Here is a 21,961-nt window from a genome sequence, read left to right as displayed (position 1 = left end):
GAACGATGAGATTTCAGTATTCCTTTCAGAAAGTTGTAGACTTGAAAACCAACGAAAAGTCACAGGCCGAATGGTTGCTTTCCAGTGCTGTCGGACAATTGCAGGCTGAGGAGCAGACGTTAACACAGCTTGTAGGCGAAAGGAATCGGGTCATATCAGCCATTCAAAAGGCTGCCGAGGATTGCGCGCCACTCTCTACCATTCAGGAATTACAGGCTTATGTTAATCATCTGGACCAATGTATTACACGCAAGCATAGGGATGTTCAATATGCGCAGCAAAATGTGCAAAACAAACAAACCGTTTTGACCGATAAAATGCTGGATGAACAGGTTTGGCTGAAAGCGAGAGAGAAGGCCAACGTGAAATTCCAACAGGAAATGCTCCTGCGCGAGCAGAACGAGCTGGATGAAATGGCTTCCGTGCGATTTGCCATGAAAGCCCGGTAAGCGGAAAGTCATAGGATACGCATATCAGCTGCCTGAGGAGGAAGACGATGGCACAGAAGTTAGCAGAAAATGAACTGGATATGGATTTAGGTAAAGAATCAGGCGGGGGATTTGAACGGTTTATGTTTTTCCTGATTCCGATTGTGTTCACAATCGTTCTGGTCGGGGTCCTGCTTACATTGTTCAATATGGACTTCAGAAGCGAAATGATTTCATTAGGGAACAAAATACCAGTTGTTAAAAATTGGGTACCTGAACCGAAAGATAAGGCTACTCAGACGAAAGAGGCAGATCAGAAGGCACAGTCTGAAAGTTCTGAAGCAACCATTCAGCAGTTAAAGGCAGATTTAGCCAAGCAGACGGAGGAGCTTAAAAAGGCTACCGCTGCTAAGACGACACAAGATAAAAAGGTTACTGAACTGCAGAATCAGGTCAATACGCTCCAAACGCAACAGGAACAGCAGCCACAGGCCAGTCAGCAGGGACAGGCTGGTACGCAAACTACAGGTGGAACAACAAATGAAGATCCTTATGTAAAACAGGCCAGAGATCTTGCTAGCATGTATGAAGGAATGACAGCTAGTAAAGCGGCACCGATTATGGAGAATCTGACTACGGAAGAGACTGTGCAGCTGCTAAGCTACATGGACCCTGCCAACAGTGCAAAGATTTTGCAAAAGATGGACGCTAAAAAAGCAGCCGATATTACTATGGCTCTGAAAAACGTAACGCCATCTACGGATTTGTCCGTTGCTGCGTTGCAGTCTCGTCTGAAAAAGGATCAAGGTACCACAGCTGGCACGACGAGTAAGAGTTTGCAAAGCACTCAAATCAGTAGCACATTTGCTTCCATGGACAAGAAGAGCGGTGCCGAACTTATTTTACAAACTTACAAAATCAGTCCAGACAAGGCATTAAACATATTAAATACAGTAGATGATTCCACACGTGGTTCATTACTACAAAATATGTCTGCCAAGGATGCGGCTCAGACCGCAAAAATTTTGAATAAACTGATGGGCAGTAAGTAATTTAAATGAAGGGAGGTGAAAAATAAATGACCCTTATTTCTCAAAGTGTATCGCTCAGCTCCAGTCAGACAGCTAGCAGTACAACAGCCTCAACAACGAGTACAGCCACGGCTTCCGGAGCAACCACGGGTGCTTTTAATCAAACACTTACGCAAATGATGACAGGCGGGCAAACGGGCTCAGCAGGCACAGATGCGAACGGTTCTCCATTAGTTATGGTACTTCCGTTGATTGCAACCGGAGAATCCACGGAAGCTCCAACCGAGCCGCTGGTCGAAACACTGGCTCCTTTGCTGCAAAATCTCGAAAAGCTGGATGATCAGGTAGCTGCCGATCCTGCTCTGCTTGCTTCTCTGCAAGCGTGGATTCAGCAAGTACAACAGTTTTTGCAAGGCGACGGAACAAATCAACAGTTAAACGGTGGAGAAACGACAGAGGCGACAGGCTTAACAGCCTTGGCAGCCAACCCGGCTACTCTTCGATTTGCATTGCAGGACGCTTTGTCACAACTAGCCAATGTAGCAGAGCAGGCTTCTGGAGACCAAAAGTCCCAGGTGGCACAGTTGCTACAATCACTCCAAAGCGCAACGGCAGGTACGGGAGCTATTTCCGATGAGCAGTGGAATGGTGTAATGAAAGCTGTGGAACTTGCTGATGGTGGGGATTCACAAGCGGTTCAGCCTTCTGCAAATCGAGCAAATGGTACTCAGACCGTAGCTACAGCTACTACAGACAAACAGGTTGTTGTTTCTCAGCAGCAAGCAAGTCAGGGCGAAACTAATCAGCAAGGTTCAGAAGGGCAACGTTCATCAACTAATATTCTCGTTCAGTCTACAGTTAAGACGACTGGAGCGGATGAAGCGAGTGCATTTGTAGATGCAACTGAGCAAGCGGATCCGACAGCAACTGACAATCAGACTCCAGTGATCACGACTGCGGGACAGCTTTCGGTACAAACGCAAGGAACAACACCTTCGGCTCCGGCTCAACCAGTCGTACATGTACGGCAATTTGCCAAGGAGATGACCGAATTTGTAGTGCAGAAACTTGACATTGTAAAACACACTGGTTTGACGGAAGCGACTATTATGCTTCGTCCAGATCATCTGGGCCAGCTGGAGGTTAAGCTGACAATGCAAAATGGTCATCTGGTTGCCCAGTTCATGACTGAGCATAGCGGAGCGAAGGATTTGCTGGAACAGCAAATGTCGCAGCTGCGTTCGAGTCTCCAGAGCCAAGGTATCCAGGTGGATAAGGTAGAAGTAACGCACAATGAGTCGCTTTCCTCCCATATGTATCAGGATGGACGCGGATCTGGAGCTAATCAGCAGCAGCAATCCAATCAACGTTCCAAAGCTCGAGGTAGAGAAGAGAGCGAGGATGCTTTGAAGGTAGCTGAAATGACAGAAGAGCTTCGTAACTGGACAGCAGAGCAACGCGCAGATGATATGAATCGGACAGGCTCCTTTACAGCACAAGCGTAATGATGGAGGTGAGAACACAATGGCGACTACAGACAACAATGTATCCACCAGTAACGTCTGGCCGAATTACAATGTGAACAATGTCAAAACAGCAAGTGCCAAGGATACTAAAACGATGGGTAAAGATCAATTTCTGAAAATTTTGATCACCCAGCTACAAAATCAGGATCCGATGCAGCCTTTGGAGGATAAAGAATTTATCGCTCAAATGGCCCAGTTTTCCTCGGTGGAACAACTAATGAACATTTCTACGCAGTTGAATGCATTGGGACAGTCTTTAGGTACGGCTTCCGGTTTGATAGGAAAAGAAGTCAGCTGGATTGAGGCAGGTAAAAAAGACTCCATTACAGGTGAAACAGGTGCGGGTACAGTAAAAAGTGGAATCGTAGATTCCATCGTTATTCGCGACGGTGTGCAGTATGCCAAAATGGGAGCGGCTGAGGTGGCATTAAAAGATGTAACATCAGTGAGCCAAGCTAACACAACGACTCCCGCTACAGATAAATTGGATACTTCATCTTCTTCCTCTACTGGAAGCGGTGAGAACTCATGAATGACAGGATAACGGTCGGACGCCTTTTTCCCGCCAACGTGCCCCCGGCAGCAATCACACAAAACCGAGTGAATTCGGTATCCAAGGATGCCAGACCGTTCGGTCAGGTGTTGCAGGATCAGGTGCTCAAGCTGAGCAACCATGCAGCCAAGCGTCTGGAGCAGCGGGGAATAGAGTTGAGAAGTGACCAAATGGCGAAAATCAACTCTGCTGTGGATAAAGCAGCTGCCAAAGGCGCCAAAGAATCATTGATTTTAATGCAGGATATGGCTTTGATTGTAAGTGTACCTAATCGAACAGTTGTTACCGCGATGGATAAGAAATCCATGGAGGATAACGTATTTACGCAGATAGATAGTGCTGTAATTATTTCATGAAAAATGTATACGAAGTGGCTGGCCCGAATAGGAAAGCCATGAAAAAGCCGCGGATCGACTGATGCGGTCAACTAAGCAACCAATCAGAGGAGGATTTATACTCAATGTTGAGATCAATGTATTCAGGTGTATCGGGCATGAAGGGCTTTCAAACGAAGCTGGACGTTATCGGTAACAACATTGCAAACGTAAATACTACAGGCTTCAAGTCCAGCCGAGTGATGTTCAAGGATATCTTGAGCCAAACGAGTTCAGGCGCAAGTGCACCAGACGGAACAACAACCGCCGGGCAGAATGCCAAGCAGGTAGGTTTGGGGGTATCGGTCAGCTCAATTGATACACTGCATCTTCCAGGTAGTGCAATGACTACGAACAACCCAACGGATTTACGTATTAACGGTGACGGATTTTTCCTGGTCAAAATGAATGATGCACAGGAAGTTCCTTATCTGACTCGTGCGGGCGATTTTCATGTTGACGCGAACCGAAATCTGGTTACTTCTGATGGATTTTTCGTAGGAGATGCGGGTGGAGATCCTATCACACTTGCTGACAATGTTACAGCATTCTCCATCTCGCAGGACGGTACAATTGTACAACAATTGGATGACGGAACAGTTGATAATGGTACACAAATTGGATTAGCCAGAGTCACGAATCCAGAAGGTTTAGAAAAAATCGGTGGGAGCTTGTACCGTACTACGGTCAACTCAAATATTGATGCAATTGAGCCTGGAGCAGCCAACTCAGAGGGGCGTGGAGCTATCATCGCGGGTCAGCTGGAAATGTCCAACGTTGATCTGACAGGCGAATTTACCGAAATGATCGTAGCTCAGCGCGGATTCCAAGCGAACTCGCGTATCATTACGACCTCGGATGAAGTGCTTCAGGAAGTTGTAAACTTGAAACGATAATCTCATTTAAACGCGGAGGAGTAGAGGCTCCTCCGCACCTATCAGGAGGTTGGTGTTACGATGATCCCGTTAACGCGGCTGAACGGCTCGCCTATGTGGCTTAATGCGCTGCTCATTGAGACTGTGGAGGAAACACCGGATACATACGTCACTTTGGTGACGGGGAAACGGTTGATTGTATTGGAAAAAGCGGCAGATGTCGTCTCCTTGATCAAGGGTTACAGCCGTGAAATCGGCATGCATGCCGCCACGATAAAAGTGCAACAAATGGAGGAAGACGAATGAAGAAGATGCTGCCATGGCTCATTACAATTTTACTCGCGATTACTTTGATTGCAGGCGCGGCCTTTGTACTTATACCAGCGCTTAGCGGGAAGAAGTCGGAAGTCATACCGAATGCGCAAGCTGCTCAGGCAGAACAACTTCCAAGATTGTCAGCAGATGAATTGGTGGAAGTGAGTTCTGAAATTACTGGTATCAAAACAAATCTGGCAGATGCAGATTACATTGTTCAGATGAACCTATCTTTTCAATTGAACGATGCCAAAGCAAAAGAATCTTTTGAAAAAATCAAAGACATCAGTATTAAGCCCATCGTTATTCAATTACTTGCAGACACCAAACCTGATGAGCTCAGAACGGCTAAAGGCCGGGACCAGTTCAGTGACAAGCTGACGGATCTCATCAACAAGTCGCTCCCTGAAGGTCACCTGGGGAACGCCAAAATTACAGACTTTTTGCTGGCAGCCATTTGATTCCAGGTGAACTTGTCAGGAACACGTAAGGGGGTGAATAACATTGGTGGATGTACTGTCACAAGGGGAAATTGATGCCCTTTTAGCAGCTCTTTCGTCCGGTGAAATGGATGCGGAAGAACTTAAAAAGGAAGATACCCAAAAGAAAGTTCGCGCTTATGATTTTAAAAGAGCGCTTAGGTTTTCCAAGGATCATATACGGAGTCTGACGCGGATACACGAGAACTTTGCACGGTATCTGACCACATATTTTTCAGCGCAGCTTCGTACTTTTGTCCAAATTAATGTCGTTCAGGTGGAGCAGCTTCCTTATGATGAATTCATTCGCTCCATTCCGAAAATGACCATTCTAAACATTTTTGAAGCTGAACCGCTGGAAGGCCGTATGGTGCTTGAGGTTCACCCGAACGTTGCTTATGCCATGTTGGACAGGCTTCTCGGAGGAACAGGTTCGGCACCGTCAAAGGTTGCTGCGTTGACCGAAATCGAGACGACGATCATGGAGCGAATTTTCAGTCGTACCTTTGATAGCCTGCAAGAGGCTTGGAAAACGGTACTAGACATTGAACCGCGCCTAGAGGCGATGGAAACAAATCCGCAGTTTATGCAGATTGTTTCGCCGAATGAAACGATTGCTCTGATTTCGCTTAGCACCAAAATTGGTGATACCACAGGGATGATTAACCTCTGTATCCCGCACGTGGTATTGGAACCCATTATGGCCAGACTGTCCACGCACCAGTGGTTTACATCCGAAAAGAAATCAAGGGCGCCCGAAGAGATCGACGCCTTGAGATTACGGGTCACCAAAGCAGAGCTCCCTATTATTGCGGAGTTGGGTGAATCCCGGATAAATGTAGCCGAGTTTCTGGGTCTTTCGGTAGGGGATGTCATTTCATTGAACAAGCCTGTCAAAGAAGGACTATCCATCCGGGTAGGCGAGAAATTGAAGTTTATGGGAAGTCCCGGCATGGTAAGAGATCGTGTTGCCGTACAAATTGATGAAATTGTCAACGAAGGAGTTGAAGAAATTGACGAGTAAAGACTATTTGTCCCAGGAGGAAATCGATGCCTTGCTGAAACAGTCTGAAGCGGGGACGGATTCTACTCCCGCCAACAAGACCGTTGACGATTTTCTGACTCCTCTGGAGCAGGATGCTCTCGGGGAAATCGGTAATATAACGTTCGGCAGCGCAGCTACGGCTCTTTCCACACTGCTCGGTCAAAAGGTGGATATTACGACACCTAAAGTTTCAATTATTACCCGTTCTGAATTTGAAACTGCATTTCCAAAGCCACACGTAGCTGTACATGTAAATTATGTCGATGGATTCGAGGGTATTAACTCACTCGTAATCAAAAAGCGTGATGCACAAGTGATAGCGGACTTAATGCTTGGTGGTGAAGGAAACCCAGTAGATGAAGAATTGAATGAAATCCACATCAGTGCCGTGCAGGAAGCGATGAACCAGATGATGGGATCTTCGGCGACCTCTATGTCTACCATGTTTAATCGTTTTGTTAATATCTCTCCACCGGGGATTGATATTTTGGATCCTATGCACGGTGATGGAGTATCCAGTCTGCCGGATGAAGAGACGCTTATTACAGTATCCTTCCGGTTATTGATCGGGGATCTTATTGACTCTACGCTGATGCAACTGTTACCTGTTAATTTCGCCAAAAAAATGGTGAGCATCCTAATGAATGGCGGAGAGGATGAGGAACAACCGCAAGCGTCCGCACAGCAGGTAGCTGCAACAGCAGCTCCTGAAGTGCCGCAACAAGCTAGCGTTCCGCAGCAACCGCCTGCACCAGCCTATCAGCAGCCGCCTGCAGCCGCGCAGGCGCCGCAAGACCCAAGCTATGGGCAACAACCGCCAATGTATCCTCAAGACCCGGGATACGGGCAGCAGGGCGCTCCAGGCTATGGAACACCGGGTTATGGAATGCCAGCTGGTGTACCACCGCAAGCTCCTTACGGAACGCCTCATCACTACGGCGCAGTACCGGGACGTAATGTAAATGTACAACCTGTACAATTTTCTAACTTGCAGTCCGGTGCATTTGCGCAAGTGGATGAAAACAATTTAAATTTATTGATGGACATTCCCCTTAGAGTCACCGTAGAATTAGGAAGGACCCAAAAGCAAATTAAAGATATTCTGGAGCTCTCACAAGGTTCAATTATTGAACTGGACAAGCTTGCCGGGGAGCCGGTGGACATTTTGGTTAACAACAAACTGATTGCCAAGGGCGAGGTTGTCGTAATCGACGAGAACTTTGGCGTGCGTGTAACAGATATTGTAAGCCAATGGGACCGTATTCAAAAATTACAATAAAAGCATAATTTAGGGAGGATTTATTTCAGATGGCAAACCGTATTTTGATCGTGGACGATGCTGCATTTATGAGAATGATGATTCGGGACATCCTGTCCAAAAATGGATTTGAAGTAGTAGGAGAGGCCCAGGACGGATCACAGGCCATTGAAAAATTCAAGGAGCTTCGTCCGGACCTGATTACGATGGATATCACGATGCCTGAAATGGACGGCATTGCCGCTCTGAAGGAAATCAAACAAATTGACGCGAACGCAAAGGTTATCATGTGTTCTGCGATGGGTCAGCAAGCAATGGTTATTGATGCCATTCAAGCTGGCGCAAAAGATTTTATCGTTAAGCCTTTCCAATCGGATCGGGTTATCGAAGCCATCAACAAAACACTGGGTGTGTAAGGCGCACCCAGTATGGATACACAACAGGGTGCCTCTGACGCATTGAGTACATCCAGCAATATAGGCAACATTGCCTGGGTCCTTTTCGTGCTAATCTTTATCATCGTACTGATCGTGTACTTGATACGGTTTTTGAGTAAAAGAAATCAGAGCTGGTTCAGCAACCGCTCCGTTCGCATACTGGGAGGCGTGGGACTTGGTCCCAATAAATCCCTTCAGCTTGTTGAAGTTGGTAGCAGTGTGTACCTCATTGGTGTGGGAGAAGATATCCGGCTTGTTGACAAAGTATCCGATCCTGAAGAAGTGGAGCAAATTTTGGCCGCACTGGAGCAAGAAGCTTCTCTGCAGCGCGGCCCGATTGCCCCGCTATTCGCTAAAATTGCGGATAAGCTTCGCCGGAACAACGCGGCACAGCAGCAGCCTGAAGAGGAGACATCTTTTCACGAGATGTTTGAATCCAAGCTTCGGCAAATGCCGAATCGCAAGGATAAACTTGAAAAGCTGCGCAATGAGGAGAATACTACAGATCGGTCGGGAGATTCATGAGAAAAAAGATTATACTTGCATGTTTGCTGCTTGTCTTGTTCAGCTTCATTTCGGTGACGGCGGCCTCTGCGGAACCGATTCCGAACATTGATATTCAAGTCGGCAATTCGGACAAAGGACAGCCCGGTGCCACCTCGCTGTCTATTATTTTACTTATTACTGTCATTAGTGTAGCGCCCGCGTTGCTTGTACTTATGACAAGTTTTACGCGAATTGTGATTGTGCTTGGTTTTGTGCGAACTTCGCTGGGAACCCAGCAGATGCCGCCTAATCAGGTGCTTGTCGGACTGGCTTTGTTTCTCACTTTATTCATTATGGCACCGACATTCTCAGCTATGAATGAAACTGCACTTCAGCCGTATCTCAAGGGGGATATAACACAGTCTCAGGCGCTGGATAAGGCATCGGTACCGATCAAGACCTTTATGTTCTCTCATACACGTGAGAAGGATCTACTGCTCTTTATGAAATACACCAAGATGGAAAAACCAAAGAATTATCAGGATATTCCACTAACGGTGATGGTTCCGGCTTATGCAATCAGTGAGTTGAAAACGGCATTTCAGATGGGCTTTATGATTTTCATACCATTTTTAGTTATAGACATTGTGGTGTCGAGTACACTCATGGCTATGGGGATGATGATGCTACCACCGGTAATGATTTCACTTCCTTTTAAAATACTGCTTTTCGTACTTGTAGATGGTTGGTATTTGGTTGTCAAATCATTGCTTCTGAGCTTTAACACATGAATACTTCATGCAAGGACAGCAATCAAGGAGGACGGCAATGACTTCGGAGTTTATTATTTCCCTGGCTGGGCAAGCGGTGTACATTGTACTCAAGGTGAGCGCTCCGATGCTGATTTTGGGGCTAGTCGTGGGTTTGATTATCAGCATTTTTCAGGCGACAACCCAAATTCAGGAGCAAACACTGGCCTTTGTTCCGAAGATTGTCGCCGTATTGCTGGCATTGCTTTTGTTCGGGCCCTGGATATTGACCACATTAGTGGACTTTACGTATAACATTCTGGACAATTTGTACAAATATATAGGTTAGGCTGAATGTTATGAACATATTGTTACAGAGTTTTCCTGTTTTTTTGCTGATTTTTTGTCGGATTACCTCATTTTTTGTAGTAGCGCCTATTTTTTCAACCCGAGGGGTACCTAATATCTTTAAGGTCGGAATTTCAGGATTTCTAGCTTTGGTCGTGTATCTTACATATGGTACGCATCAACAGGTACCGACCGATGTAGCGTATGTGCTCTTAGTGGGCCGTGAAGTGCTGATTGGGTTGTTATTGGGGTTTACTGCATATCTGTTCATGACAGCGATCCAAACCGCAGGTTCATTTATAGACCTTCAGGTAGGTTTCGGAATGGCGAGTGTGTTTGATCCCATGACAGGGGCTTCAACGCCTTTAACGGGGAATTTTAAGTTTGCCATAGCTGTATTATTCTTTTTAAGTATAAATGGGCACCATCATCTGCTAAATGCTATCTTATACAGCTATGATTGGGTACCGTTGACAAATGATTTTTTTGTAAAGCTGTATGGTGGCAGTGTAACTGAATTCCTGGTACGTTCTTTTGCGGAATCATTTATGCTTGCTTTTCAAATTGCTGCTCCCATTGTAGTGGCTACCTTTTTAACAGATGTGGGACTCGGTTTTTTAGCTAAAACAGCGCCACAATTCAACATTTTTGTTATTGGTGTACCTCTTAAAATTATTGTGGGACTGTTCATGTTACTGCTTCTCATGCCAAGTTTTGCTTTTATATTCGAAAGATTGTTTTCTGTGATGTTCGAATCCATGCGCAACTTGTTGGATATTATGGGTAATCGTCCTTAATGTCTGGTCTGGAGGAACGTAGTTTGTCATTTAAATATGCTATGAACCTGCAGTTGTTCTCAGGGGAAAAAACGGAAAAAGCTACACCCAAAAAGAAACAGGATGCAAGACAAAAAGGGCAGGTTGCCAAAAGCATGGAGTTGCCCGCCGCTGGTGTCCTGCTGGTTACGTTTTTTTGCCTCATGATTTTCGGCGGGTATTTTAAGGATCATGCTGTTCGACTATTTCGAGATATTTTTGTGAATCGGCTCTCTATGGAGGTAACGCCGAACACAACGCTGCTGATGATGGGCGAGTACGGCGTGCAAATCTTGATTATGCTGGCACCTATTTTTATTGGGGCTATTGTCATCGGGATAGTAGCAAATTACATGCAGATCGGTTTTTTATTAACCGGAGAGGGCATTACGCCCAAGTTTAGCAAGATTGATCCGATTAAAGGATTCAAAAATATTTTTTCCATGAGGTCATTGGTTGAATTCCTGAAATCTGTTTTAAAGATGACCGTAATTGGTTATCTGGTGTACAGCGTACTCTGGAAAACAAAGGCTGACCTACCCAAACTAGCTGAAATGTCCGGCGATCAGATGTTAAGCTTTACAGCTTCATTAACAATGGAACTGGGGCTCAAAATTGGTGTGGTACTGTTCGTTTTAGCGGTGTTGGATTATATGTATCAACGTTACGAGCATGAGAAAAACCTGAAAATGTCCAAACAGGACATTAAGGATGAATACAAGAAAATGGAGGGTGACCCGCTGATCAAGGGGAAAATTCGCGAGCGTCAGCGCCGTATGGCTATGCAGCGTATGATGCAGGAGGTTCCTAATGCAGATGTCATCATCACCAACCCTACGCACTTTGCTGTGGCTTTGAAATATGACGGTTCGGAGATGGAAGCGCCGCAGATTATTGCGAAAGGGCAAGATTACGTTGCACTCCGAATTAAAGAAATTGCCAAGCAAAACGGCGTAATAACGATGGAAAACAAGCCGCTGGCGCGGGCGCTGTTTCAACGAGCCGAAATCGGGGATGCGATACCAGCTGATCTGTTCCAGGCCGTTGCCGAAGTGCTGGCGTATGTATATAAATTAAAAGGTAAAGTGAAATAAAGGGATCGGAGGGCTAGAGACCCGTGAAAATAAAAGAAATAACTGTCCTTGCAGGCGTCATCGGTATCGTTCTTATGATGATTCTCCCGATCCCATCATGGCTGCTGGATATCCTACTCGTCATTAATATTTCTATTGCTTTGATGATTCTACTCGTTTCTATGAATACGAAGGAAGCATTACAGTTCTCTATTTTCCCTTCATTGCTGCTCATTACAACGTTGTTTCGTTTGGCACTTAATATTTCTACAACCAAACTTATTTTAGGTGAGGGCCATGCAGGGGAAGTAGTTGCTACGTTTGGTAGTTGGATTGCAGGAGGGCAAATTGCCGTCGGTTTTGTTGTCTTTCTCATTCTCGTGGTCGTACAGTTCATTGTTATCACCAAGGGATCTGAGCGGGTTGCTGAGGTAGGCGCACGATTTACATTGGATGCGATGCCGGGTAAACAAATGAGTATTGATGCTGATCTGAATGCAGGTTTGATCAATGAGCAGCAAGCCCGTGAACGACGCAGTAAAATTGAACGGGAAGCTGATTTTTACGGAGCGATGGATGGTGCGAGTAAATTCGTTAAAGGTGATGCCATTGCTAGTATTATCATTTTGATCATTAACTTGGTCGGTGGCTTTATTATCGGTATGGCCGTTCAGGGAAAAGGATTTCAAGAGGCGCTGTCGACTTATTCTGTCCTCACCATCGGTGACGGACTGGTCAGCCAGATTCCCGCACTGCTCATATCCACGGCGTCAGGTTTGATTGTTACGCGGGCTACGTCGGATGGCAACTTGGCAGAGGATTTAACTGGACAGCTTTTTTCTTATCCAAAACTGATCTACATTGTGGCTGCCACAATTGCATTATTGGGGCTTTTCACACCTATTCATATCATTACAACTCTTCCACTGGCGATTCTGCTGTTTTTCGCGGCTCGAAGAATGCAGGGCAATATGGAGCGCAAACAGATAGCTGATGAACAGCTGGAAGAGGAGCAACAAATTGAAGAAGTCCGTAGCCCGGAAAGTGTCATTAATCTGCTTCAGGTAGATCCAATTGAATTTGAATTTGGATACGGGTTAATTCCGCTGGCGGATACACAGCAGGGCGGGGATTTATTGGATCGGATTATTATGATCCGTCGTCAATGTGCTTTGGAGCTGGGTTTGGTTGTGCCGGTCATTCGTATTCGGGACAACATTCAGCTCAAGCCTAACGAGTATGTAATTAAAATTAAAGGTAATACCGTGGGCGGCGGAGAGCTTCTGTTAAATCATTACCTGGCTATGAGTCCAGGATACGATGATGATTCTATTACAGGAATCGAAACGACGGAACCAGCCTTCGGATTGCCTGCGCTCTGGATTGATGAGAACACCAAGGATGTTGCGGAACTATCGGGTTATACCGTAGTTGATCCACCTTCAGTTGTAGCTACTCATCTTACGGAGACAATCAAGAAACATGCTCATGAGTTGCTTGGCAGACAGGAAACACGGTCGCTGGTCGACAATCTCAAAGAGAATTATCCAGTGCTGGTGGACGACCTTATTCCTTCTGTGCTTGCGATTGGGGATGTACAAAAAGTGCTGGCCAAGCTGTTGAAAGAAAAAATCTCCATTCGCGATATGGTGACTATTTTCGAAACGCTAGCTGACTATGGTACTTATACAAAAGATCCCGACGTGCTGACTGAATATGTCCGTCAGGCGTTGTCCCGCCAGATTACGCAGCAATTTGCCCAACAAGGGGAGACGTTACGCGTTATTACAGTGGGACCAGGATTGGAAAAGAAAATTGCTGAAAGCGTGCAACAGTCGGAGCAAGGTAGCTATTTGGCTCTTGATCCGGTGTCTACGCAAACGGTGTATCAAAGAATGATGGAGCAAATCAACCGCCTTATTCAATCTGGACAGCAGCCTATTGTGTTAACGTCACCGACAATTCGTATGTATTTGCGGCAAGTGATGGAGCGGACGATGCAGGATGTCCCGGTGCTGTCGTACAGTGAGCTGGAGCCGAACGTTGAAATTCAAAGTGTCGGAGTGGTGAACTTATGAGAGTGAAACGATATGTAGTGGATACCATGCCAGAAGCTATGCTGCAAATCAGGGGTGACTTAGGAACAGACGCCGTCATTTTAAGTACAAAGGAAATGAAGGTCGGCGGTTTCATGGGAATGTTCAGTAAAAAGAAAATCGAAGTGGTTGCTGCGGTAGAGGAGAAGCAACCTCAAAAGCCACGACGGTTTGGAACCTCTTCACAAGAACTTGCCCAGGCGGCTTCACCTCTAATGAACGCTCCTGAACAGCCAGAAAAATCATTTATGCCTGTGGTTCCCAGACAAGCTGCTCCAGAAGCTTATCGTCGGGTAACGCAGATGACGGGTGGTTCCAAAGAAGAACAAGCTGAATTAACGATTAATGAAGAACAAGCTGCTTCAGCAACTGAGCATTTGTCATCTAGGTCTGCTAATAATCTGGAGACTATATCTCAAGCACTTGATCATGAAGCATTGCTTTCGAACATGAAATCATCCAGCGAACTGTTTAAACAGCCCATTGAAGTAAGTGCTCCAGATAAGAGCGGAGTAGAGGAAAATCAGGCTCTGCTTAATGAATTGCGGGAAATGAAAGCCATGATGACTCGGTTTTCCCGAAATTCTTCATTGGAAAGTACTTGGCCGGAGCCGCTGCAAGAGATTTGTGAGCGTGTGCTGGAGCAGGAAGTGGAACGAGATTTACTGGAGTATTGGCTCGAACAGGTATATGTGCGTCGGAGTGAGCACCCTTTTGCGCTTGAAACTTTTGATTGGGAACAAGCCTTTCGTGAGGAAGTGGCCAGTTTTATTCAAACAAGACTGGACAAAGGGATCTCCAAAGATACCAAAATTGTGTATGTAGCAGGTCCTACCGGAGTAGGGAAAACGACAACCATTGCCAAGTTAGCAGCAGAGCAGTTGTTCAAGCATCATCGCAAAGTTGGATTTATTACTTCTGACACGTACCGGATTTCAGCCGTCGAGCAACTGCGTACATATGCTACGATTTTGAATGTACCGCTTGAAGTTGTGCAATCTCCTGGTGACGTCCACAGAGCCATTCAACGACTGGAACATTGTGACCTGATCCTCATGGATACCGCAGGACGAAATTATCGTAATGAATTACTTGTTTCGGAACTGCAAAGTCTGCTTTCGCCTATTAATGAAAGTGAGACGTATCTGGTACTCAGTCTGACATCCAAAAGTAAAGATATGCTCAATATAACTGGACATTTCAGTAAGTTTGGTCTTGGTAAGGTTGTATTTACTAAGATGGACGAGACAGGTAGCTGTGGTGGGATGTTTAACCTTTTGCATCATTTTCCGATGCAGCTGGCTTATATTACCAATGGACAAAATGTTCCTGACGACCTGCTTCATCCCGATGCAGAAATGGTGACAAGCATGCTGCTTGGACCCAAAGCAGCAACAGGAGTTAACGGAGATTCCATATGAGTGACCAAGCCCAATCACTTAGACAAATGGCTTCTTCATTGGATAAATATCGATTGCCTCCACGTAATCGTCAAGCAAAAATTATAACGATCACCAGTGGTAAAGGCGGGGTGGGCAAATCCAATTTTACGCTGAACTTTGCTCTGGCTTTGCAATCCCTTGGTCGAAAGGTACTTGTGTTTGATGCTGATATAGGTATGGCCAATATTGATGTATTAATGGGAGCCAATTCACAATACAATCTTCTTCACCTGCTAAAACGTGAGAAATCAATTGATGAAATTATTCAAACGGGTGTAGGTGGTTTGCCTTATATTGCTGGAGGATCGGGCTTGAGCGAATTGTTTACGTTATCGGATAACGATCTGAATTATTTTGCCGAAGAAGTAGAGAAAATGGCGGCAGATATGGATTACATTCTATTTGATACAGGTGCAGGTTTATCCAAAGAAAACCTTAAATTCATCACTTCAGCTGACGAATGCCTGGTCGTAACCACACCGGAACCGACGTCCTTAACAGATGCGTATGCGCTAATTAAAGTCGTCAGCGGGTTACAAAAGGATACGGTATTCAAAATTATAGTCAATCGTGCCGATAACGATAATGAGGCCCGTCAAGTTGCCGATAAGATCGCACTGGTTGCGAAACGCTTTTTGGAGATCGAAATCCCGTTGCTTGGACATATCAGTGATGATACTCATGTCATGCAAGCAGTCAAAAGGCAAGTACCTTTTATGGTTGCTTTTCCGGGATGTGCGGCTTCAAGAGATGTATTGAGTCTGGCACACCGTTTTGCAGCAATGCCACAGATTCCGCAATCAGGTGCATTGAGTGGAATTAAAGGGTTTATGCAAAAATGGTTGCGGCGTTCTGTACATTGATTTTGATGAGAGGAAACAGAGGTGTTTAACATGTGTGCTTACCGGGTGCTGGTTGTAGATGATTCGGCCTTTATGCGCAAAATTATTACAGATTTAATTGTAAGGGATGAGTCGTTCAACATCGTAGGTACAGCCGCCAATGGCAAAGAGGCTGTAGAGAAAGTGAAGGAATTGCAGCCCGATTTGGTCACCATGGATGTCGAGATGCCTGAAATGAATGGTCTTGAAGCATTGCCATTGATTATGGCAGCCCATCCGCTACCTGTTATTATGCTGTCAGGCATTAATGAACAAGGTATGAAGGAGACCATCATGGCTCTGGAGGCAGGAGCTTTCGATTTTATAAGAAAGCCTTCCATTGCTCATGCGCAAGATATTGAGCAAGTGAGCAAGGCACTGCTGGAACAGATGCACACTGCTATGCAAGCAGTGCGGAGCCGCCTGGAGCGCAAGGAAGCTAATGAGCGCAAAGCTGCATTGGAACAAGCGAAAAAAATACCACAGGAAAAGCCTCCAGGACAGGCTGTGACTGAGAAACGAACAAGCAGTCAAGCTTCGACAGACAAGCCTTCTGTTGTTCCGCTTGCTCCTTCACCTGCTGTAGCAGCTCAGCCGAAGCGTGATGCTGGCAAGTCCGTCCCGGCAACAGCCAAGCAGGAAACTAAACGACAACAGTCTGGAACATCAGTTACAGCGGGACGCATAGAACAGCCAGCTGCTCAGCCAAGCAAGTCAGTCCAAGCACCTTCTGTTCAGAAGAAGGAAGACTTGTCCAAGGGGATGGGACGAACACCAGGGCAACTAAACAGTTCTAATACGGCCGCTGGCAAATCGCTGCATGGTAAGGATAAAGCAGGGCTGGTTAAGCCGGAGCCCCGTAAGACGGTGATTTCATCAGCTATGCATACTCCTGCGGCTGCTACGCCTCCAGTAACGGCACCTACAGTTCCTGCCACACCTAAGGGATTTTCTCTTAAAAAAGGTGTGTACACGTCCAGCTTTCGCAAACTGGTGGCGGTGGGATGTTCTACGGGCGGCCCGCGGGCGCTTAAGACGCTGTTGGAACGCATTCCTGGTGATTTTCCTGCTCCAATCGTTATCGTTCAGCATATGCCGCCAAACTTCACTCGTTCGCTGGCACAACGCTTAAACACGTTAAGTCCACTCCGAGTTGTGGAGGCTGAGCAGGGAATGACGCTGGAGACTGGAACGGCCTACATTGCCCCAGGGGGATATCAACTAAGAATTGTGCCAGGAGCCGGTGGTAAATACACTGTGTCACTGAAGATGGAGGAAGCTCGCAATGGTCACCGTCCTTCCGTAGATACGATGTTTGAATCGTTGCTCTCGTTAACCTCGTTGGAGCGGCATCTAGTATTGCTCACTGGAATGGGGAGCGACGGGGCCAAAATGATGAAAAAGCTTTATGATGCTGGGGTGCAATCCACATTTGCTGAAAATGAGGAAACTTGTGTAGTGTACGGAATGCCCCGCTCAGCAGTAGAGTTAAAATGTGTGCGTCACCTTCTGCCAATGCAGGAGATCGCCCCCAAGCTTGTACAAGTTGTGAAATAATCGGAGTGTAACTCATGGAGGAGGTGTCTCACAATGGACATGAACCAATATTTAAACATGTTTATTGATGAGTCGAATGATCATCTGCAATCTCTTAACGAAAAAATGCTACAACTGGAAAGCAATCCAACCGATCTAGGCATCGTTCAGGTGATTTTCCGTTCTGCCCATACCCTCAAAGGAATGGCTGCTACGATGGGATTTGAAGACCTAGCATCGCTGACTCACCAAATGGAAAACGTTCTTGATCTGGTACGTAACAACAAGCTGGCGATGCATGAATTTATATTCGATACCTTATTTAAAGGATTGGATGCTTTGGAGTCCATGGTGCAGCACATTACAGAGGGAGGCGACGGAAAAGCGGATGTCTCCTCTATTGTATCTTCACTACAATCCATCGTGAGCGGAGATTTCCAAAAGTCCGGAGCAAATGCCGCGACTGAGGAGTCTCCATCTAAAAAAGTGGACAAAAACGATAGTGCTGGGCTTGTCTTGGATCAGTTCCAGTATTCTGTACTGGAGCAATCTATTTCTGAAGGACATCGTGTTCACTATATACAGGTAACAATCAGCTCAGATAGCCAGTTGAAAGCGGCACGTGCTTTTATGGTGTTCAATACGCTGGAAAACTCTGGTGAAATCGTCAAGGCCTATCCGTCGGTACAGGATATTGAGCAGGAGAAATTCGAGCAAAGCTTCTCGTTATATTACATAACGCAGAAAGAAGTTGGGGAGCTGGAAAAGGAAATCGCGGGTATCTCTGAAATTGAGACTGTCTCAGTGGTACAACTAGATCAGGAATCGCTTAAACAAATGAGCGAAGTTACTGCTGGACTGGCTGAGACTGCTGCGGTACAGGAAGCTCCTGTTGCCGTGCAACCACCTGCTCCTTCGCAGCCGCAGTCTCCAGCTGCGGCCTCTGTGGCTAAGCCAGCTGCAGGTAAGGCGCCAGCAGCTAAGGCAGCTGCGCCTACGCATAACCGTACGATTCGTGTAGATATTGAACGTCTGGATGTGCTTATGAACTTATTTAGCGAGTTGCTCATTGACCGTGTGCGGTTAGAGCAGTTGGCAAGTGAAGCTTCCAATCCAGCACTGACAGAAACGGTAGAGCACATGAGTCGTGTGAGCAGCGATTTGCAAAACGTCGTTCTTAAATTGCGGATGGTACCAGTAGATACTGTTTTCAATCGTTTTCCGCGTATGGTGCGCGATCTGGCCAAATCGCTGGATAAAAAACTTGATTTGGTTATTACTGGAGCAGAAACTGAAATGGACCGCACTGTTATCGACGAAATTGGCGATCCTCTGGTGCATTTGCTTCGTAACTCCGTGGATCATGGCATTGAGTCGGTAGCCGATCGGATAGCAGCTGGTAAACCTGAGACAGGAACGGTTAACTTACGTGCTTTCCATAGCGGAAATAACGTATTCATCGAGATTGAAGATGACGGAAATGGTATTAATCGCGATAAGGTACTAAATAGTGCTATTTCTAAAGGGATTTTGACGGCAGAGCAAGCAGCGGTCATGACCGACGAGGAAGCCTATCAGGTATTGTTTGCTCCGGGCTTTAGCACAGCTGCAGTCATTTCAGACGTATCAGGACGCGGTGTCGGTTTGGACGTTGTTAAATCCAAAATCACCGCTTTGGGTGGCAATGTTACGGTTCACTCTACACTGGGCCAAGGCACTAATTTCTCTGTGCAATTGCCGCTGACCCTATCCATTATTGCAGCCATGATGATACAGATCGGTTCTGAAAAATATGCGATTCCATTGTCCTCCATTGTGGAAACTGCGATCGTCAAACGGACACAAATTCGTTCTGTACATGGCAATAAAATGATTGCTTTCCGCGATTCTCATATCCCGCTCATCTCCTTGAGTCAGCTGTTTGAGGTACCGGACTTCAATGAAGATGAAGAAGAAGAGACAGAGGTCGTTGTCATCCGCAAGGGAGACCGTCTGGCAGCTCTTTCCGTACAGGACTTTTTGGGACAAAGTGAAATTGTCCTTAAAAATCTGGGCAAATATCTTCCAAACATCCAAGGAATTTCAGGTGCCACGATTCTGGGTGACGGTCAGGTTGCTTTGATCATTGACCCGAATGTTTTCATTAAATAATGTCTTCATCAGAAATGAAAGAAATGTGAAGTTGCTGACATCAATAAGGAGGGTTTTTAGACATGGGAGAAGAAATTAAAGTTATCGTATTTAAGCTTGGTGAAGAGGAATACGGTGTTGAAGTAGAAAAAGTCCAATCTATTGAACGCATGGTGCCGATTACACGGGTTCCAAGAACCTACGATTTTGTTAAAGGCGTATTCAACATGAGAGGCGTAGTCATTCCGGTTATTGATCTTCGTGGCCGATTTGGATTGCCTGAAGCTGAATATACCGATCAAACTCGCATCATTATCGTTGCAGTGGGCGAAATGCAAGTCGGCTTTATCGTTGATTCAGCGAATGATGTTATTGACCTGAATACTGACAATATCGAGACACCACCGGAAGTGATTGGCGGAGTTAAGGCTAAATACCTTCGCGGAGTTGCTAAAATTGGCGAAGAGCGCTTGTTGATTATGCTGAACTTGTCGGAAGTCCTGAATCGTAGCGAAATGAACCAGCTGGAAGGCTTAGAGGATTAATATATGGAGAATCTTGGAAATCTCGAAGACTTCAAGTTGGATGTGTTGAAAGAAGTCGGCAACATTGGCTCGGGGAACGCTGCTACAGCGCTCTCCCGGCTTCTCAATAAACCGGTCGATATGGGTGTCCCCAAAGTACAAATGCTGCCCTTTGAGGAAATTGCGGACAAAGTGGGCGGATATGAGCAACTTGTTGTTGCAATATTTTTTAGGGTAGAAGGGGAAGCCCCCGGCAATCTATTCTTCATATTGCAGCCTCAGGCGGCAAAAGGCTTACTTTCCCGTTTGGCAAATATTCCTTCAGATGACGAGGACAGTTTTAATGAAATGGAGCACTCAGCCCTGTCGGAGATCGGTAACATTTTAGCAGGTTCATACCTGTCTTCGCTGGCCGATTTTACACGTTTATCCATGTATCCAACAGTCCCTGCGCTGGCGTTGGACATGGCAGGAGCAATTCTTAGCTACGGACTGCTGCAGTTTGGGCAGATGGGGGATGCTGCATTATTGATTGACACATCGTTTCTGGAAGGGCAGAATCAGATAGAGGGTCAATTTTTCCTGATTCCTGATCCAGAATCGTTCGGGAAAATCTTTAGGTCGTTAGGAGTCCCGATGAACGATGATTGAGGATAAAAGCATCATTAAAGTCGGTATGGCTGACTTAAATGTTACCAGTAACCCGAACTCAATTCGTACTACAGGACTTGGCTCCTGCGTCGGATTGACTCTCTACGATCCTCATTTGAAACTGGCAGGTATGGCACATGTGATGCTACCATCCTCGGATATTGCACGTGAAGGGCAACTGAATATTGCTAAATACGCCGATACGGCGCTGCCCGAGTTATTTGAGCGGATGTTGAAATTGGGTGCTGAACGACGCAGACTGATTGCCAAAATGGCAGGGGGAGCGCAGATGTTCGCCTTTGCTGGTAGTGGAGACACCATGCGGATTGGTCCACGTAATGTAGAATCATGCAAGGAAATGCTCGTAGATCTCGGCATTCCTTTGATTGCGGAGGACACAGGTGGCAATTATGGACGAACGATTGAGTTGGACTCTGAAACTGGCGTTTTGAATATTCGAAGCGTACAAAAAGGTGTAAAGGAATTATAAACATGTTATTTGGCAGCTTACGCATTAATCTTTGGTCTGGAGTAGTCGGATTTATTCTGACTTTTGTGTTGTCCGTTGGCAGCAATCTGCTGACCACGAGCTTAATTCGTGGCTTGATCGCCTTCGTTTTTTGGTTCCTACTTGCATTTGTGCTGCGCTGGACACTAGGTGTTGTGGCGCGGCCAGATCTGGGGAATGCCCAAAGCCGGGCAAGCTCTCAGGTTGATGGCGTAGGGGGGAATCTGGACCTGACGACACCAGACGAAAATGAAGACCTGAATGAATTGCTGAAACCGAAACCAGAGCAGACGGACGAGGGGAATAATGGTTTCGCACCTTTAAACCCACCTAAGCTGGTTTCCAACAAGGACCCTGAAGAATTGGCCAAGGCCGTTCGTCACCTGACAGACAAATAAGGA

General features: G+C 46.1%; 25 protein-coding genes. All 25 read left to right on the top strand.

The annotated features are described in order from the left end of the window. The first annotated feature begins 5 nt into the window (after positions 1-5). A complete protein-coding gene (fliJ, locus tag ACQW03_RS01525; protein ID WP_071640482.1) occupies positions 6-449 on the top strand; it encodes a flagellar export protein FliJ in 444 nt (147 codons plus the stop codon). A 47-nt stretch (positions 450-496) separates the two neighbouring features. After that, on the top strand, positions 497-1,480 hold the full coding sequence (locus tag ACQW03_RS01520) for a magnesium transporter MgtE N-terminal domain-containing protein (protein WP_023988189.1): 984 nt from the start codon (positions 497-499) through the stop codon (positions 1,478-1,480). Between the two features lie 26 nt (positions 1,481-1,506). Next, on the top strand, positions 1,507-2,964 hold the full coding sequence (locus ACQW03_RS01515) for a flagellar hook-length control protein FliK (RefSeq protein WP_071640487.1): 1,458 nt from the start codon (positions 1,507-1,509) through the stop codon (positions 2,962-2,964). A gap of 19 nt (positions 2,965-2,983) precedes the next feature. Then, positions 2,984-3,517, top strand: coding sequence for a flagellar hook capping FlgD N-terminal domain-containing protein (locus ACQW03_RS01510; RefSeq protein ID WP_441947946.1), 534 nt, complete (start codon positions 2,984-2,986; stop codon positions 3,515-3,517). Further along, positions 3,514-3,894 (top strand): TIGR02530 family flagellar biosynthesis protein, encoded by a 381-nt coding sequence (locus tag ACQW03_RS01505; RefSeq protein WP_023988192.1) that lies wholly within the window; start codon positions 3,514-3,516, stop codon positions 3,892-3,894. The genes ACQW03_RS01510 and ACQW03_RS01505 overlap by 4 nt, the downstream gene beginning before the upstream one ends. A 104-nt stretch (positions 3,895-3,998) precedes the next feature. Then, positions 3,999-4,808 carry a flagellar basal-body rod protein FlgF gene (flgF, locus tag ACQW03_RS01500; protein WP_071640489.1) on the top strand — a complete coding sequence of 270 codons (810 nt, stop codon included), beginning with the start codon at positions 3,999-4,001 and terminating at the stop codon, positions 4,806-4,808. 60 nt (positions 4,809-4,868) lie between these two features. Next, on the top strand, positions 4,869-5,093 hold the full coding sequence (locus ACQW03_RS01495; RefSeq protein WP_013309896.1) for a flagellar FlbD family protein: 225 nt from the start codon (positions 4,869-4,871) through the stop codon (positions 5,091-5,093). Further along, complete coding sequence (locus ACQW03_RS01490; protein WP_023988194.1) at positions 5,090-5,563, top strand: flagellar basal body-associated FliL family protein; 474 nt, start codon at positions 5,090-5,092, stop codon at positions 5,561-5,563. The genes ACQW03_RS01495 and ACQW03_RS01490 overlap by 4 nt, the downstream gene beginning before the upstream one ends. Before the next feature lie 43 nt (positions 5,564-5,606). After that, positions 5,607-6,605: a flagellar motor switch protein FliM gene (gene fliM, locus ACQW03_RS01485; RefSeq protein WP_023988195.1), complete on the top strand. Its 999-nt coding sequence runs from the start codon at positions 5,607-5,609 to the stop codon at positions 6,603-6,605. Beyond that, a complete protein-coding gene (fliY, locus tag ACQW03_RS01480) occupies positions 6,595-7,905 on the top strand; it encodes a flagellar motor switch phosphatase FliY (RefSeq protein WP_441947942.1) in 1,311 nt (436 codons plus the stop codon). Before fliM ends, fliY begins: the two co-directional genes overlap by 11 nt. 29 nt (positions 7,906-7,934) lie before the next feature. Further along, on the top strand, positions 7,935-8,300 hold the full coding sequence (locus ACQW03_RS01475; RefSeq protein WP_010346372.1) for a response regulator: 366 nt from the start codon (positions 7,935-7,937) through the stop codon (positions 8,298-8,300). 12 nt (positions 8,301-8,312) lie between these two features. After that, positions 8,313-8,846, top strand: a complete 534-nt coding sequence (locus ACQW03_RS01470; RefSeq protein ID WP_023988197.1) for a flagellar biosynthetic protein FliO — start codon at positions 8,313-8,315, stop codon at positions 8,844-8,846. Then, positions 8,843-9,598, top strand: a complete 756-nt coding sequence (gene fliP, locus ACQW03_RS01465) for a flagellar type III secretion system pore protein FliP (RefSeq protein ID WP_013309901.1) — start codon at positions 8,843-8,845, stop codon at positions 9,596-9,598. Before ACQW03_RS01470 ends, fliP begins: the two co-directional genes overlap by 4 nt. A 37-nt stretch (positions 9,599-9,635) precedes the next feature. Beyond that, positions 9,636-9,905: a flagellar biosynthesis protein FliQ gene (gene fliQ / locus ACQW03_RS01460; RefSeq protein ID WP_007430038.1), complete on the top strand. Its 270-nt coding sequence runs from the start codon at positions 9,636-9,638 to the stop codon at positions 9,903-9,905. Between the two features lie 10 nt (positions 9,906-9,915). Further along, positions 9,916-10,701, top strand: coding sequence for a flagellar biosynthetic protein FliR (fliR, locus tag ACQW03_RS01455; protein ID WP_023988198.1), 786 nt, complete (start codon positions 9,916-9,918; stop codon positions 10,699-10,701). Further along, positions 10,701-11,813 carry a flagellar biosynthesis protein FlhB gene (gene flhB / locus ACQW03_RS01450; protein WP_023988199.1) on the top strand — a complete coding sequence of 371 codons (1,113 nt, stop codon included), beginning with the start codon at positions 10,701-10,703 and terminating at the stop codon, positions 11,811-11,813. Before fliR ends, flhB begins: the two co-directional genes overlap by 1 nt. A 23-nt stretch (positions 11,814-11,836) precedes the next feature. Then, a complete protein-coding gene (gene flhA, locus ACQW03_RS01445; RefSeq protein ID WP_016820963.1) occupies positions 11,837-13,870 on the top strand; it encodes a flagellar biosynthesis protein FlhA in 2,034 nt (677 codons plus the stop codon). Then, on the top strand, positions 13,867-15,309 hold the full coding sequence (gene flhF, locus ACQW03_RS01440) for a flagellar biosynthesis protein FlhF (protein WP_441947938.1): 1,443 nt from the start codon (positions 13,867-13,869) through the stop codon (positions 15,307-15,309). The genes flhA and flhF overlap by 4 nt, the downstream gene beginning before the upstream one ends. Beyond that, positions 15,306-16,193 (top strand): MinD/ParA family protein, encoded by an 888-nt coding sequence (locus ACQW03_RS01435; protein ID WP_071640503.1) that lies wholly within the window; start codon positions 15,306-15,308, stop codon positions 16,191-16,193. Before flhF ends, ACQW03_RS01435 begins: the two co-directional genes overlap by 4 nt. Before the next feature lie 30 nt (positions 16,194-16,223). Then, the gene (locus ACQW03_RS01430; RefSeq protein WP_441952281.1) at positions 16,224-17,768 is read left to right on the top strand and encodes a chemotaxis protein CheB; all 1,545 of its coding nucleotides are present in this window, start codon (positions 16,224-16,226) and stop codon (positions 17,766-17,768) included. Positions 17,769-17,801: 33 nt separating this feature from the next. After that, positions 17,802-19,898, top strand: a complete 2,097-nt coding sequence (locus ACQW03_RS01425) for a chemotaxis protein CheA (RefSeq protein WP_076292655.1) — start codon at positions 17,802-17,804, stop codon at positions 19,896-19,898. A 62-nt stretch (positions 19,899-19,960) separates the two neighbouring features. Continuing rightward, positions 19,961-20,422 carry a chemotaxis protein CheW gene (locus tag ACQW03_RS01420; RefSeq protein ID WP_007430046.1) on the top strand — a complete coding sequence of 154 codons (462 nt, stop codon included), beginning with the start codon at positions 19,961-19,963 and terminating at the stop codon, positions 20,420-20,422. A 3-nt stretch (positions 20,423-20,425) separates the two neighbouring features. Continuing rightward, the gene (locus ACQW03_RS01415) at positions 20,426-21,052 is read left to right on the top strand and encodes a chemotaxis protein CheC (RefSeq protein WP_071640509.1); all 627 of its coding nucleotides are present in this window, start codon (positions 20,426-20,428) and stop codon (positions 21,050-21,052) included. Beyond that, positions 21,045-21,542, top strand: a complete 498-nt coding sequence (locus ACQW03_RS01410; RefSeq protein WP_010346358.1) for a chemotaxis protein CheD — start codon at positions 21,045-21,047, stop codon at positions 21,540-21,542. The genes ACQW03_RS01415 and ACQW03_RS01410 overlap by 8 nt, the downstream gene beginning before the upstream one ends. Before the next feature lie 2 nt (positions 21,543-21,544). After that, positions 21,545-21,958 (top strand): hypothetical protein, encoded by a 414-nt coding sequence (locus ACQW03_RS01405; RefSeq protein ID WP_013309910.1) that lies wholly within the window; start codon positions 21,545-21,547, stop codon positions 21,956-21,958. The last annotated feature ends 3 nt before the right edge of the window (positions 21,959-21,961 follow it).

This window comes from Paenibacillus sp. DRB1-1, from assembly GCF_052119485.1.
GTDB lineage: Bacteria > Bacillota > Bacilli > Paenibacillales > Paenibacillaceae > Paenibacillus > Paenibacillus polymyxa_B.
This window is presented reverse-complemented; position numbering and strand designations above follow the sequence as displayed.

Bases quoted from the DNA above. Each gene is read 5' to 3' on its own strand.
- ACQW03_RS01405 (WP_013309910.1), top strand. From the start codon at position 21,545: ATGTTATTTGGCAGCTTACGCATTAATCTTTGGTCTGGAGTAGTCGGA.
- ACQW03_RS01505 (WP_023988192.1), top strand. From the start codon at position 3,514: ATGAATGACAGGATAACGGTCGGACGCCTTTTTCCCGCCAACGTGCCC.
- fliQ (WP_007430038.1), top strand. From the start codon at position 9,636: ATGACTTCGGAGTTTATTATTTCCCTGGCTGGGCAAGCGGTGTACATT.
- ACQW03_RS01475 (WP_010346372.1), top strand. From the start codon at position 7,935: ATGGCAAACCGTATTTTGATCGTGGACGATGCTGCATTTATGAGAATG.
- flgF (WP_071640489.1), top strand. From the start codon at position 3,999: ATGTTGAGATCAATGTATTCAGGTGTATCGGGCATGAAGGGCTTTCAA.
- ACQW03_RS01520 (WP_023988189.1), top strand. From the start codon at position 497: ATGGCACAGAAGTTAGCAGAAAATGAACTGGATATGGATTTAGGTAAA.
- ACQW03_RS01490 (WP_023988194.1), top strand. From the start codon at position 5,090: ATGAAGAAGATGCTGCCATGGCTCATTACAATTTTACTCGCGATTACT.
- ACQW03_RS01415 (WP_071640509.1), top strand. From the start codon at position 20,426: ATGGAGAATCTTGGAAATCTCGAAGACTTCAAGTTGGATGTGTTGAAA.
- fliJ (WP_071640482.1), top strand. From the start codon at position 6: ATGAGATTTCAGTATTCCTTTCAGAAAGTTGTAGACTTGAAAACCAAC.
- ACQW03_RS01495 (WP_013309896.1), top strand. From the start codon at position 4,869: ATGATCCCGTTAACGCGGCTGAACGGCTCGCCTATGTGGCTTAATGCG.
- ACQW03_RS01430 (WP_441952281.1), top strand. From the start codon at position 16,224: ATGTGTGCTTACCGGGTGCTGGTTGTAGATGATTCGGCCTTTATGCGC.
- ACQW03_RS01515 (WP_071640487.1), top strand. From the start codon at position 1,507: ATGACCCTTATTTCTCAAAGTGTATCGCTCAGCTCCAGTCAGACAGCT.
- ACQW03_RS01420 (WP_007430046.1), top strand. From the start codon at position 19,961: ATGGGAGAAGAAATTAAAGTTATCGTATTTAAGCTTGGTGAAGAGGAA.
- ACQW03_RS01470 (WP_023988197.1), top strand. From the start codon at position 8,313: ATGGATACACAACAGGGTGCCTCTGACGCATTGAGTACATCCAGCAAT.
- ACQW03_RS01510 (WP_441947946.1), top strand. From the start codon at position 2,984: ATGGCGACTACAGACAACAATGTATCCACCAGTAACGTCTGGCCGAAT.
- flhF (WP_441947938.1), top strand. From the start codon at position 13,867: ATGAGAGTGAAACGATATGTAGTGGATACCATGCCAGAAGCTATGCTG.
- ACQW03_RS01435 (WP_071640503.1), top strand. From the start codon at position 15,306: ATGAGTGACCAAGCCCAATCACTTAGACAAATGGCTTCTTCATTGGAT.
- flhB (WP_023988199.1), top strand. From the start codon at position 10,701: ATGTCTGGTCTGGAGGAACGTAGTTTGTCATTTAAATATGCTATGAAC.
- fliP (WP_013309901.1), top strand. From the start codon at position 8,843: ATGAGAAAAAAGATTATACTTGCATGTTTGCTGCTTGTCTTGTTCAGC.
- fliR (WP_023988198.1), top strand. From the start codon at position 9,916: ATGAACATATTGTTACAGAGTTTTCCTGTTTTTTTGCTGATTTTTTGT.
- ACQW03_RS01410 (WP_010346358.1), top strand. From the start codon at position 21,045: ATGATTGAGGATAAAAGCATCATTAAAGTCGGTATGGCTGACTTAAAT.
- ACQW03_RS01425 (WP_076292655.1), top strand. From the start codon at position 17,802: ATGGACATGAACCAATATTTAAACATGTTTATTGATGAGTCGAATGAT.